Raw genomic sequence first — 15,564 nt, forward strand, 5'->3', positions numbered from 1 at the left:
CGGCCTCTTGTTTTCTGTTTTTGTTGCATCATATGCAACTCCATTTGCAGAATACAAAACTTTGATTCACACTTTAAAATCATATTTCGCCGGCGGGAAAAGAAAGCCGCGTCTATTGCTATTTTGCGCCGTGCATCTGTATAATACAGGCAAGTTAAAGCATGGAGGAGGAGAAGGACCATGAATACAAAAAACGCTTCATCTACATTCTGCTAGGGCCTGTTATATTTGCCCTGTCAGCCCTGCTGCTTAAGGATGCCCTCACGCTTCGGGGCGCACAGGCAGTAGGTACTGCGTTTTGGCTGATCTTCTGGTGGATAACACGTCCCGTACATATTACGGTTACTGGTATCATGCCCGTTGTCGTCAACGCAATATTTAATATCGTCCCCATGGCATCGGTCACTGCACAATATGCATCTGACAGTATTATCCTGATTTTCGGTTCGACTCTCATATGCCTGCCCTGGGCGGCATGCGGGCTGGACCGTAGGGTTGCGCTGAAAGCACTGTCCCTGATCGGGCCATCCATGAAGTCGCAGATTACGGTCTGGCTCCTTGCAAGCATCGTGCTTTCCATGGCGCTGCCAAACGTAATGGTCTGCGCTTTGTTCACACCGATTGCGGTGGCGATGCTGTCAGCAGCAGGATATGACGATATTCCAAATTGTGCCCCTGCGATACCTATCTTACTTGCCATTGGATGGGGAGTCAGCCTGGGCGGGTCCGGCACACCGCTCGGCGGGGCGATGAACCTTGTCGCAATCTCCTATCTGGAGGAATTTACCGGGCACGAGTTCATGTACATAGACTGGGTGGTACGTGTCTTGCCTTATCTCGTCATCGCTGCGGCTGTCCTGCTGATCAGTATGCTGCTGATGCCGATGAAAGTAAAAAGGTTAGATGGTACGAAGGAATACTTTGTAGAGAGCTACCGGGAACTTGGACCTATGAAGAGAGATGAAAAGATCTGCTCTGTACTTTTCATCGTTGCCATGTTAGCCGCATTTACCCGCCCTCTGTATGCTGATATCTTACCTGGCCTTGCGCCGGCCTATGTATATCTTACGCTTGGCTGCCTCTGTTTCTTCATCACGGCATCCGATAAAGGCTTCCTGCTGAAATGGGAAACAGCGCAGAAAGGAATGATGTGGGGGATGATGATTCTCTTCGCAGGAGGTATGGCGCTCGGAAAGCTTATCAACGACTCTGGTGCAACGGCCAGGATTGCAGACATCGTGTCCAACCTGGCCCTGGATGGGGGACTGCTGACGGTTGTCGTCTTAGTCATCTTTACACGTATGATATCCGAGGTGACTAACGGTACGACGGCTGCCGCCGTGTCTGTACCTATTGTATTCGGCTTTACAAGCGAGCTTGGACTGAACCCGATACCTTACTGGTTCATAACCACACTAGCTTATAATGCGGAATTCCTGCTGCCGTTAAGCGTTCGTGCAATTCCCGTCGCTTACGGGCTGGATGCGAATAAGATGCTGAAATACGGTACCCCTATGACCATCATAAGCATGGTCGTTGTTGTTATCTTCGGCTATGCGGCTCTTAAGCTGTGGCCGATGTTCGGTGAACTGCCGTATCTTATTAATTAGCAAGTCATAAAAAAAGAAAAGGATAGGAGTGGTCTGACATGAATGAGACAAAACAAAGTGGAACAAAGACAGTAGAGGAACTGGTGTTACGTTCAAGAGCAGCACAAGAGCAATTTGCTTTTGCAACGCAGGAGGAGGCAGATGCCGCGGCCCGCGCAATCTGTAAAGTAATCTATGACAATGCAGAGATGCTCGGCCCTATGGCGGCAGAAGAGACACGTCTTGGCAGTGTGGCGGATAAGATTACCAAGTGCCGAATGAAGTCCGCACTCATCTGGAACAGCCTGAAAGGGAAGAAATCCGTAGGTATCATCAACAGGATAGAAGACCGACGCATGATTGAGATTGCCAAGCCTATGGGCGTCGTTGCCAGTATCGTACCTTCTACGAACCCAGTCGTTACGCCGATGAGCAACGCGGCTTTTGTGCTTAAGACCCGCAACTCCGTTATCTTTGCCCCACATCCACGGGCGGTTAAGTGCACAAAGCTTCTCGTGGATATGTTCCGCACAGAACTTGCGAAGCTTGGATTTCCTGAGGATCTTGTGCTTGGACTGGAGCAGGTATCCATCGAAGACAGTGGCAGGCTCATGAGTTCGGCTGATGTTATCGTTGCCACCGGCGGCATGGGTATGGTGAAGGCGGCGTATTCAAGTGGGAAACCGGCGTTTGGCGTAGGGGCAGGCAATGTCCAGTGCATTGTGGACCGTGACGTGGATCTGGAGGATGCAGTATCAAAGATAATCATCGGGCGCAGCTTTGACAACGGCCTTATCTGCCTGGGAGAACAGACAGCCTTTATCCCGGAAGAAAAATTCGATGCATTTATAGGAGAAATGGAGAAGCAGGGGGGCTATTACGTTGCACAGCCTGCTCTCGTGGAGAAACTGCGCGAAGGCATATTCCCCGGCGGCGGCGCTATCAGCCGTGACGTGGTAGGCCTCACGGCTGAACAGGTGGCGGCGAATATCGGCCTTGATGTGCCGGAGGGCACCCGTGTTATCGTTGCGAAGGCAAACGCTCTTGGGCATGGGGATGTCCTCTGCCGTGAAAAGATGTGTCCGGTCCTCACCGTGTATCCTTACGGTACATTTGAAGAAGGGGTGGCCATGATGGTAGAGAACCTCAACTGCGAAGGGAAGGGCCACAGCATCGGCATCCACTCCAACACACCGGAACATGTGGAGTATGCCGCGATACAGTGTTCGGTATCCCGCGTGATTGTAAACCAGCCTGCCGGTACTACCGGCGGAGGCAGCCCGACAAATGGATTCACTGCAACGACTACGCTAGGCTGTGGTTCCTGGGGCAACAACAGTTTCAGCGGGAACCTCGATTATGTTCATCTTATGAATATCACACGTGTCGGCTACCCTTATGAGGAGTCCTACCTTCCAGATCCAGAACTGGCCTGGCAGTAATGTACAATGCCTGTTACCAGTATGAATCAATATAGTATCAGCGCCACAGTACCGTATGAGATGCGGTGCCGTGGCATATAGAAAGGAAGCAGCCTATGGATTACTTAGAAATAGAAGGAAAAGCCCAGTTAGAACGCTTCGGCATTCCCATCAACGAAAGCATACTGCTGACGGATGATGAAGTGCCGGACCGTGTTACCTATCCGTGCGTGCTGAAAGGCCAGATTCTATCCGGAAAACGTGGCAAAGCAGGAGCGGTACGCGCTGTAAAGACAGAGGAAGAATTGCTTGAAGTCAAGAAAATCATTGAAGGGATCCGTATAAACGAACGTACGATGGAAGGCATCATCGCCTGCAGCTTCCTGCCTATCGCGCAGGAGTATTATCTGGGCATGACGCTGGATGTAAAGAACCGTGCCATGATAATGCTGTTTACTCCATATGGAGGAATGGACATTGAAGAACTTGCGGCATCTGCTCCTGAGAAACTGCTGCGTTTTGACTGTACTGCAGGCTTTGACGCCCAGGCATTCGTGGCGGAGGCTTCGGTCTTTGAACTCCCGGACACCCATATGAACCAGGTTGCGGATATTGCAGAGAAGCTTTGCAATGCCTGTTTTGCGCTGGATGCGACAACGTTTGAGATCAATCCCCTTGCAGTCCTTAAAGATAACAGCCTGCTTGCCATTGATGCAAAGCTGGTCATCGATGACAACAGCCTTTACCGCCAGGACGACTATACGATACTTCCACGCACCGCACAGCGAAAATCCCGTCAGGAAGCTGAAGCAGAAGCCCACGATCTCACCTATGTCGAACTGGACGCAGAAGGGGATATCGGCACGATGGCAGGCGGCGCCGGTATCGGCATGGCGACGATGGACACCATCCGCCACTACGGCGGCCGTGTGAACAATTTCCTTGATCTCGGGGGCGGCGTGACGGCAGAGAAAACGTACCAGGCCATGAGAATTCTGCTTCAGAATGAAAGTACAGACTATATTCTGGTAAATGTCTTTGGGGGCATCAACAATTGTGCGGATATGGCGGTCGGAATCTCTCGGGCCTGCAACGAACTTGGCATTCAGAAGCCGGTTGTCGTTAAAAGCCGCGGCTTCAATCAGGAACAGGGCTGGAACATATATGAAAAGCTCGGCTTTGCACAGACAAAGTATGGTACGACGGACGAGGCGGTGCAGACATTACTCAGATTGAAGGAGGGAAAGGAACATGAGCATATTAATTGATCAGGATACCTCCATGTTGATTATCGGCATTACGGGAAAACAGGGCAGGATTCACTGTAAGCATACATTGGAGAGCGGTGCTAAGCTCCTTGCAGGTGTTGCGCCGGGAAAAGGCGGTCAGACGGTAGAGGGCGTCCCGGTATTTGAGACTGTTGCCGAAGCCCGCGCCACATTTCCGGAAATCCGCGCCGCTATGCTTCTCGTTCCAAAGCAGTTTGTGCTGGAGGCAGCACTTAAGGCGCTGCGGGAAGGGATTGAGCTGCTGGTCATCGTTACAGAATTTGTTCCTGTCATGGATGCGCTGAAGATTGTGCATGAAGCGAAGCAGCTGGGGGCGAAAATCGTGGGGCCCAACACGATAGGAGTGATTTCACCAGGCAAGTCAAAGCTCGGGATCATGCCTGACTACATCTACGGTAAAGGGCATATCGGCATCATTTCCCGCAGCGGCACGCTCACCCATGAAACAGCCTCCAACCTGACATTCAAAGGGTTTGGCCTCTCCACTTGCGTAGGAATCGGCGGTGATGCTATCATCGGTATGGACCATGCGGATGTGATGGAACTATTCGCACAGGATGACGAGACAGATGCCATAGTCATCATTGGGGAGATCGGCGGCACGAGCGAGGAGATGGCGGCAGCCAAGATAAAGGAGATAGGACTTAAAAAGCCGGTCTGTGCCTATATTGCGGGTATGCATGCACCGGAGAACAAACGTATGGGGCATGCAGGTGCTATCGTAAGTGGAGGTATGGGCACTGTGAAGTCCAAGATCGCCGCACTTGAAGAAGCAGGCGTAGTCATCTGTCCGACCCTTGGCAAGATCGTGGAATTCATAAGTGAATATAATGCCCGTACAGGCGGAAGGATGCAGTCGCTGAAACCCCAGATTGATTAGGAAACGGATGTTGCACCCGTCAGCAGTGGCTGTCCGTTATGAAGGAGGAGAAGAATGAAAGATTATAGTTTTAAAATACCACAGAACATTGAATTTGGTATGGGAAGTTTGAAGAAGCTTCCTGATATATTGGATAAGAGCCAGTCAGATAGTGTTCTGCTCGTCTCGGACCGAGGTCTCGAACAACTGGGGGTAGTAAAGAAGGTCCAGGATATCATTGAGGCCGGAGAAATCAAATGCACGGCATATCTGGATGTCATTCCGAATCCGACGGTAGATGTTGTAAACGCTGCGGCAGCGCTTTATAAGGAATGCAAGGCGACAGGCATCGTTGCACTTGGAGGAGGCAGTTCCATGGATGTGGCCAAGGCCGTAGGGGTGCTCGTCAACTACGGCGGAAATATTACGGAATACGAGGGTTTTGACACTGTTCCAGGCCCGATTGTTCCGATAATCGCGATTCCGACGACCGCGGGGACAGGAAGCGAAGTGACGGCATCGTCCGTCATCACAGATGAAGCCAGGAATTATAAGCTGTCTGTAATCAGCTATGAGCTGCTGCCGAAATATGCAGTGCTCGATCCGGAGCTTATCATGACAGCACCCGCATCTATCGCCGCTTCCTGTGGGGTGGATGCGCTGATTCATGCTATGGAGGCATACATCTCCACAAAGGCTTCTCCATTTTCGGATGCAATGGCGGAAAAAGCGATGGAGCTGATTGGACACAATATCCGTAAGTTTGTGGCGAACAGACAGGATGAAGATGCCGCTTGCGCCATGATGGCAGGCTGCAACTTTGCCGGAATTGCCTTTGCATGGGCAAAGCTTGGTAACGTGCATGCCATGAGTCATCCGGTAAGTGCTTATTTCCACATTGCACACGGTGTTGCCAATTCCATACTCCTTCCAACGGTACTTGAGTTCAATGCACTTGCTGACAATGGACGTTATGAAGTGATGTATAACTACATCAGTGAAGGCGGCGGGGCAGCAGATAGCTTTAGACCGGAGATGCTTGTGGATGAGATAATAAAGCTGAATGCTGACCTTGGAATCCCGAAAACGCTTTCAGATGTAGGAGTAAAAGAAGAACTGATTCCGGTCATGGCTGAAGATGCCATGAAGAGCGGAAATATCCTGGCAAATCCGAGACAGACGAATGTGAAGGATATCATTGAATTATATAAGAAAGCACTATAGGGCAACCTGTAATTGCCGGCACGCTGTGTGTTTGGAGAAAATTCCAGACACCCGGCGTGTCTTTTTGGGTTATAATGAAGCTGCAGGCTCCTGCCTGTTCAGAAGACGGAGGTGTCAGAATGAAGCAAGATGTGAAGATAGCGGTGATAGGACTAGGCGGTGTGGGGGGATATATTGGGGCCGCTCTGGCAGATACGTATGAGAATGTAACGTTTGCCGCAAGGGGCGGTCGGAAAGAATCCCTCGAAGAGAAAGGGCTTATCCTTCATAGCGATTGCCTGGGGGAACGGATCGTATACCCGAAGCAGGTGGTGGAGAGCGTGAGAGAGCTGCCGGCGCAGGACTTTATATTCGTATGTGTGAAGAATTATACTCTGGAGGAAGTGTGTGATGATATCCGTGAAGCCGCCGGTGAGGACACGGTAATCATTCCGGTTATGAACGGTGCAGATCCGGGGGCAAAGGCCCGCCGGCATATCGGGAGGGGAACGGTACTGGATTCTCTGATTTATATCGTCTCATATATGGATGAGGCTTATGAGGTTATCCAGAAAGGTGATTATGCGCATATCCATATCGGTCTGGAGAATCCGGACAGACAGGAGCGGGATATGATGAATGAGGCAGCGGAGCTGATGCGCAAGGCAGGCCTCGACTGCCGGATAGATGAAGACATACAGAAGGCAATCTGGAAAAAGTATAGCCTGAACTGTGCGTTTAACGTCATGACAGCCTATTATTCTACAGATACGGAAGGAATCCGGGGCATCCCTGAACGGCTTGCAGATTTTAAAGCTATCCTGTATGAAGCACGTGAGGTGGCAAGGGCAAAGGGGATTGACCTGTCGGACACGTTTTTGAACCGTCAGCTGGAGCATTTTATAAAGGTACAGGAGCCGGACGCTTCGAGCTCTCTTTGCCGGGATATGGATGCCGGCAGAAGATGCGAACTTGAGACATTCAGCGGATACCTGGTCAGCGAGGCGGAGCGTCTTAACATAGCTGTTCCGGTATCAGAACGATATTATGAAGGGTTAAAGGAGAAGCAGATACAACCTGAAGGCAGATAGCTTTCGTTAAAGTGCGTGGTATCATTCGGGCTTCTTGTGGCTTCGGGTGGATTTTCCCCCCGCCGCATGCTATAATTTTTAATAAACGCAGAGACGTATGAGGGGAAAAGGAGGTGCGGCGGGATGAATCTGGTATTCTATTGGTATTACTGCCTTCCGGTTCTTCTGGCTGTGCTGTATGGCTGTATGCTTTATTATGTCGTACCGCCACGGGGCCTTCCGGTCTGGAAGCTGCGTCGGGACCTGTCTTTGATCCTTCTGGCAGAGGGAGTGCTCGTAGCGGCGTGGCTCTCCAAGGGCTTTCCGCTGCCGGTATTCTATGCCCTGACTTATCTTATACAGGCTGCGGCTACATGTATTAGAAGGAATGTACAGATAAGGTACTGGTTTTTTATAAATTTGAATTTTGTCAATATGATGGTGCTTCATATGGCGTTTACCGGCTTTGCCTCCCTTGTCCGGGGCCCGGCTATGTATACGCTGATGGCAGATGCCGTTTGGCGTACCGCCAGCGTCACTTTCGTTCTGGCAGTCTGTATGATAGAAAATCTAATCTTTCTGTCTCATAGGCGCCTTTTTTTCCTGCTTGTTATTGAAGCGAAGAGCGATGAAGCTCGCCCTTTCATGGCGTTTCTCTCGTTCTGCACCGGCTATCTGCTGCTGGACAGCCTGCTATGCGAAGCAGAGCTTATGTCGGCATATCCTGCCCTTTTCCTTCTAGGCAGCAGCGCCGTGCTGACATTCTGCATTCTCCGCTTCTTAATGCGTATCCGTACGATTATGCGCGAGGAATATCTCAGGAAAGAGCATGATGAGTTGTCAGCCAGGCTAAAATCGGCGAAGGAAAGCGCGGGCAGCCTGAAGCGCATGACAGAACGGGATGCCTTGACGGGGGCGTTCTCACGGAGATACCTGATAGACTATATAGACAGGATGCTAGAGAAGGATCAATTATTTTCTCTTGCTTTTCTCGATCTGGACGGGCTTAAACTGCTCAATGACAAGGAGGGTCACGATGCCGGAGACCATTATCTGATCATGTTTTCCAGAGAGATAGAAGCAAGGATCGGTTCCGGCAGCCTGCTTTCGCGTGTCGGGGGAGATGAATTTATCGTATTTATGCCGGATACTGCGGCAGAGGCGGCGGACAGGCGGATGGAGACAATCAGGGAGATGCTGGAGTCTGGGTATTGGGTAAGGCCGATGCATTTTTCTTATGGCATTACGACATATATGCCGGGAGACCAAAAAGAAGCGGACGCCTTATTAAAAGAAGCGGATCGGGCGATGTACCGGGATAAGATTTACCGGCGCTAAAGAGAAGGGAGGTCCAAAAGACATGTATATTAATATTATCGTGGCGGTATCTTACTTCTATTTTAACTGGAGCTATTTCAGGCTCGTTTCCAAGGTCCTCCGTTTTCCGCCCATGCCGAAGATTTTTGTAGCGGGGTCCTTTCTTGTGAACTACGCCATGTTCTTCCTGTGCAGTATCTTACAGTTCAACCTGCTTGTGAACTGGGGCCTGTTTTTTCTGGTGCTTTTGACGGAGTCTTTTTTTTATTGCAGGAAGGAGTTCCAGACGGCGCTTTTCTTTTCGATGAACGGTATACTGTATGGGCTTACGATTAATGTTTTCTGCCGTTGTGCAGTCGCGATATACAGCTCGCAGCCGCTCATGTCTTTTGACAACAGTATCACCAGCCTGAAGGCGCTTCCGGTATTTCTTGGATTTCTGTTCGGAGGTGTCGTATTTCATATGATGGCATTACGAAAGACGCAGAATTCATTCCGGGTTGTGCTGGACCACCCGGGCCATTTGAAGTTTCAGCTGGAGATTATGGCAGGGATGTTTCTCTACTTGTACCTGAACCTGCTGCTTTATCAGACGCCAGGCAACTCAATTGTACTGAAACTGTGGGGAATCAAATCGTGCATTTTTTCTCTGGCGGGTGCCGGCCTTGGAATGCGCTATTCCCTCAAGATGTGCCGTCTGGCTGACTATCGTGAGCAGAACCGGGACATCAGGCGTAAGATTGAGCAGAAAGAAAGAGAAGAGCGCGAGCTTCGCTCCACTGCCTATTGTGATGCCTTGACAGGTACGTATAACCGTCAGTATATCCGGGAGCAGCTAAAGAACCTGCTTCAGAAAGAGCTGCCATTTGCACTATGCTTTCTGGATTTGGACAATCTCAAGGGGGTCAATGACTCTTACGGGCATGGTGAAGGAGACCGGTATCTGATAACTGCTGCCAGGGAGCTGGAACTGGCCTGCAGACAAGGCCGTGATCTGATAGCCAGGTATGGCGGGGACGAGTTTCTGATCTTGTTCACGGAAACGGGCGCGATAGCTGCAGAAGAGCGGGTCCGGCAGGCAGATGAGAGGATTCGGGCAATTAGCAGGAAAGGAGAGGTTCCTTTTGAGATGTCATTTAGCTACGGAATTGTAGACAGCAGCGTGGCGGCGGACGCCGACGCCTTGATAGCAGAAGCCGATAAGGTAATGTATGACAGGAAATCGGTAAGAAGAGTTACCGGATAAAAGGATGCATTTCTTGTGCCGCAGCTATCTGTCAGAAGATTTTTATTGACACCTGCGAAAACAATGCTATGATTACATCATGTGATATTTTATACCAGGGGGGAAAGCGATGGATTATAATAAGATAGTGCAGGGCATACTCGACATTGGAGAGGCGATGCTGATCTGCGGGGCAGAAAATTTCAGGCTGGATGACAGCCTTTACAGAATGTGCAGAAGTTATGGGTTCAAACGGTATGATGTATTTGCCATACCGAGCAACATCCAGATAACGGTTGAAACCCCGGAGGGAGAGATTATTACCCAGGTCCGCCATATCGAATCGACGGATATTGATTTTGACAGGCTTGATTATCTGAACAATCTGTCCAGGTATGTCTGCCAGCATACGCCCGATGAAATATTACTTCAGGAAAAATACGAGGAAGTCATGAACAGGCCTCCCCAGAAGCCATATACGAAATATTTTGCTGCTGTAATGGGAGGAACCGGCTTTGCGGTCTTTTTTGGGTGCGATTTTGCTGACGCGGCGGTGGCAGTAATCGTATCACTTATGATTGCCCTTGTCGGAGGCTGGCTTAGCAGAAGAGAAGAGAACTTAATGGCATATAATCTGATACTTTCGTTTTTGTCGGAGGTTATCATTATTCTTGCAGTCCGGGTTGGAATCGGAAGCCATCCGGAGAGAATCATGATTGGCATTGTCATGCTGCTGATCAGCGGGCTCAGCACTACAAACGGGATCCGGGAAGTGCTCCAGCGGGACTTTATATCTGGTTCGCTGAATATTATGAACTCCATGCTCGGGGCGGCCGGCATCGCGTTTGGAACCGCGCTGGCGATGCTGCTGCTGGACGGGGTATCTGCGGAAGGATATGTGCTGAACCATAATATCCCAATCCAGCTCATTTCCTGTACGGTTGCCTGTATCGGCTTCGCTTTCTGGTTTAAGATACGCGGCCGACAGGTCGTGTATTCCGGTGTGGGCGCCTTTTTCACATGGGGAATCTACGTGGTGGTATATCATTTCTGGCCGAGCAACTTTCTGGCAACGCTGATAGCATCTATTTTTGTTGCGCTCTATGCATTTATCATGTCCAGAATCAACAAGGCGCCGTCTACCATCTTTTTGACAGCTTCTGTATTCCCGCTCATTCCGGGACCTAACTTGTATTATATGATGTATGGCTGCGTCAGCGGCGATTATGGAATGGTTATCGGCGAAACCATCGTGCTGCTGGCAACGTGCCTTGCGATTGCCTTTGGATTCAACATTGTGGATATCTTGTCGAGGACCGGCATGAGGATGCTCAAAAGAGAATATCACATTGGGAAAAATTCGTAAATACATACGTAGGCCCTCTTCACTTGCGCTACAGGTGAAGAGGGCCCCTTTTTTGTATCTTAATCCGCATCTTCCGATGTGACAAGGAGCCGTATGGCAGGTGTCAGGCGCAGTTCCGACTGACCGATTCCGTGGCGGAGCAGATACTGCTCTGCCGCGGGGAACTGCCCGCTGACCAGTTCCTTTATGGCATTTCCACAGCGGTCGATGTTATGCTCCTTCAGACCTTGTAGCATAACGACTGTGAAATGATGCATTGCTTCGTCCAGCTCTGGGGTGCCGCCGGAGGATCCCTTCAAAGGATAGCCCCATTGGAACAGGCTGTATATGCGGCCGTAAATCTCCCGTATCCCGTTCAGCCGGCTATGCCTGTGGACAAACAGGAGGCAGCACCAAAGGGCAAGTTCCTGCCGGCCGGTATGGAGATGGGCTTCCAGCTCATGGATGAGGGAATCCCTTTCTTCATCGGTAATTCCGGTCAGGATGTACTTCATAACGGGTTGGATGGAGTATGCGAGCAATTCAAATGACTGGACAAAATAAGCGATGCTTCGGCGGACAACCGGGCTGCTAAAGTCAGGCGTATCACAGCAAGCCCCGGCTCCAAAGACGTGAATCCCCTTTCCGTTGATTGGCCGGACCGCACCGAGCTGATGGAGTATCTTGATTGTCCTTCGGACCGTGCTGACAGAAACACAGTATTCTTCTGCCAACTTTTTATAAGAGGGAAGCAGTTGCGTATTCCGAAATCTGCCCATGTAGATTTCGTGCAGAAGCTTTGAAGCCAGACTGTAGCAGACCTGCGGGCGGCCCCGGTATATGCGCCACTCAAACGGAACCTGCTCCTCCTGGGGGGCAGGCGTGACGGCCTGCTTTAAGAGGCTGACCGCGTTTCCCACGGAATCCTGCCGGAAGATTTGCAGTTCCTCATGCAAAAGGTCCCAGTCTCCGTTTTCCGCATAGGAGACGCAGCGTCTCATCTCCTCGTGCATCCGTTCCACATCGCTTAGATCTTTTTCGGGATCCTGTTTCAGAAAGAGCAATCCCCAGAACAGAGACGTCTCCCAGTATAGGTTCATTGCCAGCGGATTGTCCATCTTTTGCAGGACAAAACAGAAGAAGTGTAGCACATCATCTGTACTTGTACCGTCTGCAAGACGGGCAAGATAAGCGAGATCTTCTTTGGCGGACCGGCGGAAGCCCTCCATGAGCAAAGGCATGATAACGAGATGAGTTGAGTCATAGAGGTCGCGGAAGCTGTCCACTCTCATGGAAAAATATTGAAGCAGGAGCTGTTCGGCGTTTTCCTGCGTCTGCTGGAAAATAATCTTAGTAGAGCGGCCGTTATGCATATCAATATAGCCCTCTGCCCGTAGACGCTGCAGTGCCATTTTCACCGTTTGGGAAGAGACGCTGAATTCCTGGCAGAGCGTGTCGATGGACGGAAGGTAATCTCCATATTTATAATAGCGGAATTGTATCCGCATGAAAAAATATTCATAGACTAGATTTGAAAACTGGTGTTTACTTTGCAAATGACCGCAGCCTCCGCTCATATATGTTTGTCTAATATTTTAGCATTTTATCGGGTGATTTTCCAGAAGCGATTGAGTTTTTATCCGTAATACATTATACTTGTAACAAACAGTCTAACATGAACAAGGTAGAGGATGCGGCCATGGGAAGCCAATTTTCCGACATCAGATAGGAATGCGTATACGATTAGGAGGAAGTGAATTTATGGCTGGACAAAAGGATTATCAAAAGCCAGTTCCGGGCGAAGCTGATATTACGCCTGCAGAATATGAATACAACACGTTGATGCGCCTGCTGCACGTCAGTGTGAGCAAGCACCTGCTGGATGAACACTTTACTCTGATCTGGGCGAACGAGTTCTATTATGAGCTCATCGGCTGGCCCAAAGAGGAGTATGAGGAGGCGTTCCACAACCGCCCCGACCTATATTACAAAGAGGATCCGGATGAATGGAAAAAGCTCTCGGATACAGTTTTGAACGCGCTCGGCGCGGGACAGGACGGGTACCGGCTGCTGTCGAGGATCCGCCGCAGAAATGGAGATTATGTCTGGGTACAATTTTCTACCCAGTTTGCAGATGAATATATAGACGGCTGTCAGGTGGCCTATTCTGTGCTTACGAACGTAGACGACCTCGTTAAGATGCAGAAAGAGCAGTCTGTCACCTATGAGAGCCTGCCGGGCTTTGTCGCGAAGTATAGGATTGATAACGCGGGCGGTGAATTGGATCTGACTCTGCTGTCCGCCAACGGCCGCTTCATGGAATACTTTGGCGATTCGGGCAGCCGCGGAGGGAGTCCGCTGTACCGTAAGAACATACAGGACAATATCGAGATTATCAATGAAAATAAACGTAAGATGATGGCTGGTGAGCCGCTGCATTTTACAATGCACGTCAAAAGCCGGGATGGACAGTCGCTGTGGCTGCAGGTCAACGCTACCTGCATAGACTGGCAGGAAGGCCGGCCGGTATACCTCGTCATATTTATTGATATCACTGATGTGACGGAACTGCGGGAGATGCAGAGGAAGCTGACCGCCCAGGCGGAGGCGCTGAAAGATGCACTTGCCGTGGCGGAGCATGCCAACCGTGCCAAATCGGATTTCCTCTCCCGGATGTCCCATGAGATACGTACGCCTATGAACGCTATCATCGGCATGACTACGATAGCCGCCGCATATATTGAAGACCGTAAAAGGGTGGAAAACTGCCTGGAGAAAATAGGATATTCGTCCAAGCATCTGATGACGCTTATCAACGACGTGCTGGATATGTCTAAAATCGATGCCGGGAAGTTGCAGATTGTCCATGACACGTTTAATCTGGAGACTGTCGTGGAATCCATTACATCCATCGTCTACCCGCAGGCGGTGGAAAAGGGGCTGACCTTTACGGTACCGCTCGTTCACATTACGGATACGGTACTGATTGGCGACGAACTGCGCCTGAATCAGGTTCTGCTCAACCTGCTGTCCAATTCCCTTAAGTTCACTCCCGAGGGAGGCTCGCTCCGGCTTGAAATCCGGCAGTTGCAGCGTACGGCGGAACGCGTGCGTCTGCGCTTCACTGTATGTGATACCGGTATCGGCATGAGTGAAGCATTTTTAAGCCGTATATTCAATCCTTTTGAGCAGGAGAGCGCGGTCATCGGACAGAAATACGGCGGTACAGGGCTTGGCATGCCGATAACGAAGAATCTTGTGACACTGATGGGCGGAACCATCTCTGTGAAGAGCAGGCTGGAGCAGGGCACCACATTTATCATCGAGCTGGATTTTGGACGGCCGGAAAGTGACACCGACAAGCTGGAGCAGAGACCGCATGCATTGCAGGTGCTAAAGGTACTGGTAGCTGATGACGACCGCGACAGCTGCGTCCACACGTCCCTTCTTCTGAAGAACCTTGGAATCGAATCGGAGTGGGTGCAGACGGGCCGGGAATGTATAGAAAAGGTGCGCGGCGGGTATCAGTCCGGGGAAAGCTATGATGTCTGCCTCGTGGACTGGAGAATGCCTGACATTGACGGCATAGAAGTTACCCGGCGCATGAGGGAGATTGTGGGCGATGACACGCTTATCATCATTATCACTGCCTATGACTGGGGTGCTATAGAAAAAAATGCGCGGGCGGCCGGAGCCAATGCCTTCCTTGCCAAGCCGATATTTGCGTCCACACTTTATAATGCATTGCTGTCAGCGACCGGAATTGAGAAGGCGGTTATGCTGCCCAATCGTGACAGCAGCTTTCTGCGGCCGGACCTGGCAGGACATCATGTACTGCTTGTGGAAGATAATGATATCAACAGGGAGATTGCAGTGGAACTGCTCAAAATGACGGATATCGATGTGGATTGTGCAAAAGATGGCAGAGAGGCTGTGGATAAATTTCTCGCGGACGGAGACCGCTATGACCTGATCTTGATGGATGTGCAGATGCCTGTGATGGATGGCTATCTGGCTACAGAGACAATCCGGCATTCTGACCATCCGAAAGCGGCGGCGATTCCCATTATCGCAATGACCGCGGACGCTTTCCACGAAGATGTAGTGAGGGCTGCAGAGTCAGGCATGGACGGACATCTGGCAAAGCCGATAGACCCGGAGCTGCTCTATCAGACGCTGGCAGATAATCTGGCGTAAGAAAGTCATAAAGTACGGTAGAGGACCGGCTGACGAAGGGGGATGTCAG

At 50.6% G+C, this 15,564-nt stretch carries 12 protein-coding genes; 11 read left to right on the top strand and 1 reads right to left on the bottom strand.

Annotation, left to right across the window (positions count from 1 at the left end; genetic code table 11):
- From HMPREF0980_RS19260 to HMPREF0980_RS13925, 10 genes are all read left to right on the top strand, one after another.
- Nucleotides 1-184, top strand: a 184-nt coding sequence (locus tag HMPREF0980_RS19260; protein WP_207643611.1) for a hypothetical protein, incomplete at its 5' end; no start/stop codon positions are given.
- The gene (locus HMPREF0980_RS13885) at nucleotides 162-1,610 is read left to right on the top strand and encodes an SLC13 family permease (RefSeq protein ID WP_049729708.1); all 1,449 of its coding nucleotides are present in this window, start codon (nucleotides 162-164) and stop codon (nucleotides 1,608-1,610) included. The genes HMPREF0980_RS19260 and HMPREF0980_RS13885, both read left to right, overlap by 23 nt.
- 38 nt (nucleotides 1,611-1,648) lie before the next feature.
- Nucleotides 1,649-3,031 (top strand): aldehyde dehydrogenase family protein, encoded by a 1,383-nt coding sequence (locus tag HMPREF0980_RS13890; protein ID WP_049729709.1) that lies wholly within the window; start codon nucleotides 1,649-1,651, stop codon nucleotides 3,029-3,031.
- Nucleotides 3,032-3,126: 95 nt separating this feature from the next.
- Nucleotides 3,127-4,278 carry an ATP-grasp domain-containing protein gene (locus HMPREF0980_RS13895; RefSeq protein WP_049729710.1) on the top strand — a complete coding sequence of 384 codons (1,152 nt, stop codon included), beginning with the start codon at nucleotides 3,127-3,129 and terminating at the stop codon, nucleotides 4,276-4,278.
- Entirely contained in the window at nucleotides 4,262-5,179 is a 918-nt protein-coding gene (gene sucD, locus HMPREF0980_RS13900) for a succinate--CoA ligase subunit alpha (protein WP_049729711.1), read from the top strand. Before HMPREF0980_RS13895 ends, sucD begins: the two co-directional genes overlap by 17 nt.
- Before the next feature lie 54 nt (nucleotides 5,180-5,233).
- Nucleotides 5,234-6,382: an iron-containing alcohol dehydrogenase gene (locus HMPREF0980_RS13905; protein ID WP_049729712.1), complete on the top strand. Its 1,149-nt coding sequence runs from the start codon at nucleotides 5,234-5,236 to the stop codon at nucleotides 6,380-6,382.
- A 119-nt stretch (nucleotides 6,383-6,501) separates the two neighbouring features.
- Nucleotides 6,502-7,452, top strand: a complete 951-nt coding sequence (locus tag HMPREF0980_RS13910) for a ketopantoate reductase family protein (RefSeq protein WP_049729713.1) — start codon at nucleotides 6,502-6,504, stop codon at nucleotides 7,450-7,452.
- A gap of 123 nt (nucleotides 7,453-7,575) precedes the next feature.
- A complete protein-coding gene (locus HMPREF0980_RS13915) occupies nucleotides 7,576-8,769 on the top strand; it encodes a GGDEF domain-containing protein (RefSeq protein ID WP_049729714.1) in 1,194 nt (397 codons plus the stop codon).
- 22 nt (nucleotides 8,770-8,791) lie between these two features.
- Nucleotides 8,792-9,994: a GGDEF domain-containing protein gene (locus tag HMPREF0980_RS13920; RefSeq protein WP_049729715.1), complete on the top strand. Its 1,203-nt coding sequence runs from the start codon at nucleotides 8,792-8,794 to the stop codon at nucleotides 9,992-9,994.
- A 109-nt stretch (nucleotides 9,995-10,103) separates the two neighbouring features.
- Entirely contained in the window at nucleotides 10,104-11,339 is a 1,236-nt protein-coding gene (locus HMPREF0980_RS13925; RefSeq protein WP_049729716.1) for a threonine/serine exporter family protein, read from the top strand.
- A gap of 59 nt (nucleotides 11,340-11,398) precedes the next feature.
- Here HMPREF0980_RS13925 and HMPREF0980_RS13930 read toward each other — a convergent pair whose 3' ends face one another.
- The gene (locus HMPREF0980_RS13930) at nucleotides 11,399-12,874 is read right to left on the bottom strand and encodes a GntR family transcriptional regulator (protein WP_049729717.1); all 1,476 of its coding nucleotides are present in this window, start codon (nucleotides 12,872-12,874) and stop codon (nucleotides 11,399-11,401) included.
- Between the two features lie 205 nt (nucleotides 12,875-13,079).
- Here HMPREF0980_RS13930 and HMPREF0980_RS13935 point away from each other — a divergent pair, with 205 nt between their 5' ends.
- Nucleotides 13,080-15,515, top strand: a complete 2,436-nt coding sequence (locus HMPREF0980_RS13935; protein ID WP_049729718.1) for a response regulator — start codon at nucleotides 13,080-13,082, stop codon at nucleotides 15,513-15,515.
- The last annotated feature ends 49 nt before the right edge of the window (nucleotides 15,516-15,564 follow it).

This window comes from Dorea sp. D27 (genome assembly GCF_001185345.1).
Classification (GTDB): domain Bacteria; phylum Bacillota; class Clostridia; order Lachnospirales; family Lachnospiraceae; genus Extibacter.

What these genes read in the sequence shown, in the direction of transcription:
- HMPREF0980_RS13885 (WP_049729708.1), top strand. Translation starts at nt 162, where the DNA reads ATGGAGGAGGAGAAGGACCATGAATACAAAAAACGCTTCATCTACATT.
- HMPREF0980_RS13890 (WP_049729709.1), top strand. Translation starts at nt 1,649, where the DNA reads ATGAATGAGACAAAACAAAGTGGAACAAAGACAGTAGAGGAACTGGTG.
- HMPREF0980_RS13895 (WP_049729710.1), top strand. Translation starts at nt 3,127, where the DNA reads ATGGATTACTTAGAAATAGAAGGAAAAGCCCAGTTAGAACGCTTCGGC.
- sucD (WP_049729711.1), top strand. Translation starts at nt 4,262, where the DNA reads ATGAGCATATTAATTGATCAGGATACCTCCATGTTGATTATCGGCATT.
- HMPREF0980_RS13905 (WP_049729712.1), top strand. Translation starts at nt 5,234, where the DNA reads ATGAAAGATTATAGTTTTAAAATACCACAGAACATTGAATTTGGTATG.
- HMPREF0980_RS13910 (WP_049729713.1), top strand. Translation starts at nt 6,502, where the DNA reads ATGAAGCAAGATGTGAAGATAGCGGTGATAGGACTAGGCGGTGTGGGG.
- HMPREF0980_RS13915 (WP_049729714.1), top strand. Translation starts at nt 7,576, where the DNA reads ATGAATCTGGTATTCTATTGGTATTACTGCCTTCCGGTTCTTCTGGCT.
- HMPREF0980_RS13920 (WP_049729715.1), top strand. Translation starts at nt 8,792, where the DNA reads ATGTATATTAATATTATCGTGGCGGTATCTTACTTCTATTTTAACTGG.
- HMPREF0980_RS13925 (WP_049729716.1), top strand. Translation starts at nt 10,104, where the DNA reads ATGGATTATAATAAGATAGTGCAGGGCATACTCGACATTGGAGAGGCG.
- HMPREF0980_RS13935 (WP_049729718.1), top strand. Translation starts at nt 13,080, where the DNA reads ATGGCTGGACAAAAGGATTATCAAAAGCCAGTTCCGGGCGAAGCTGAT.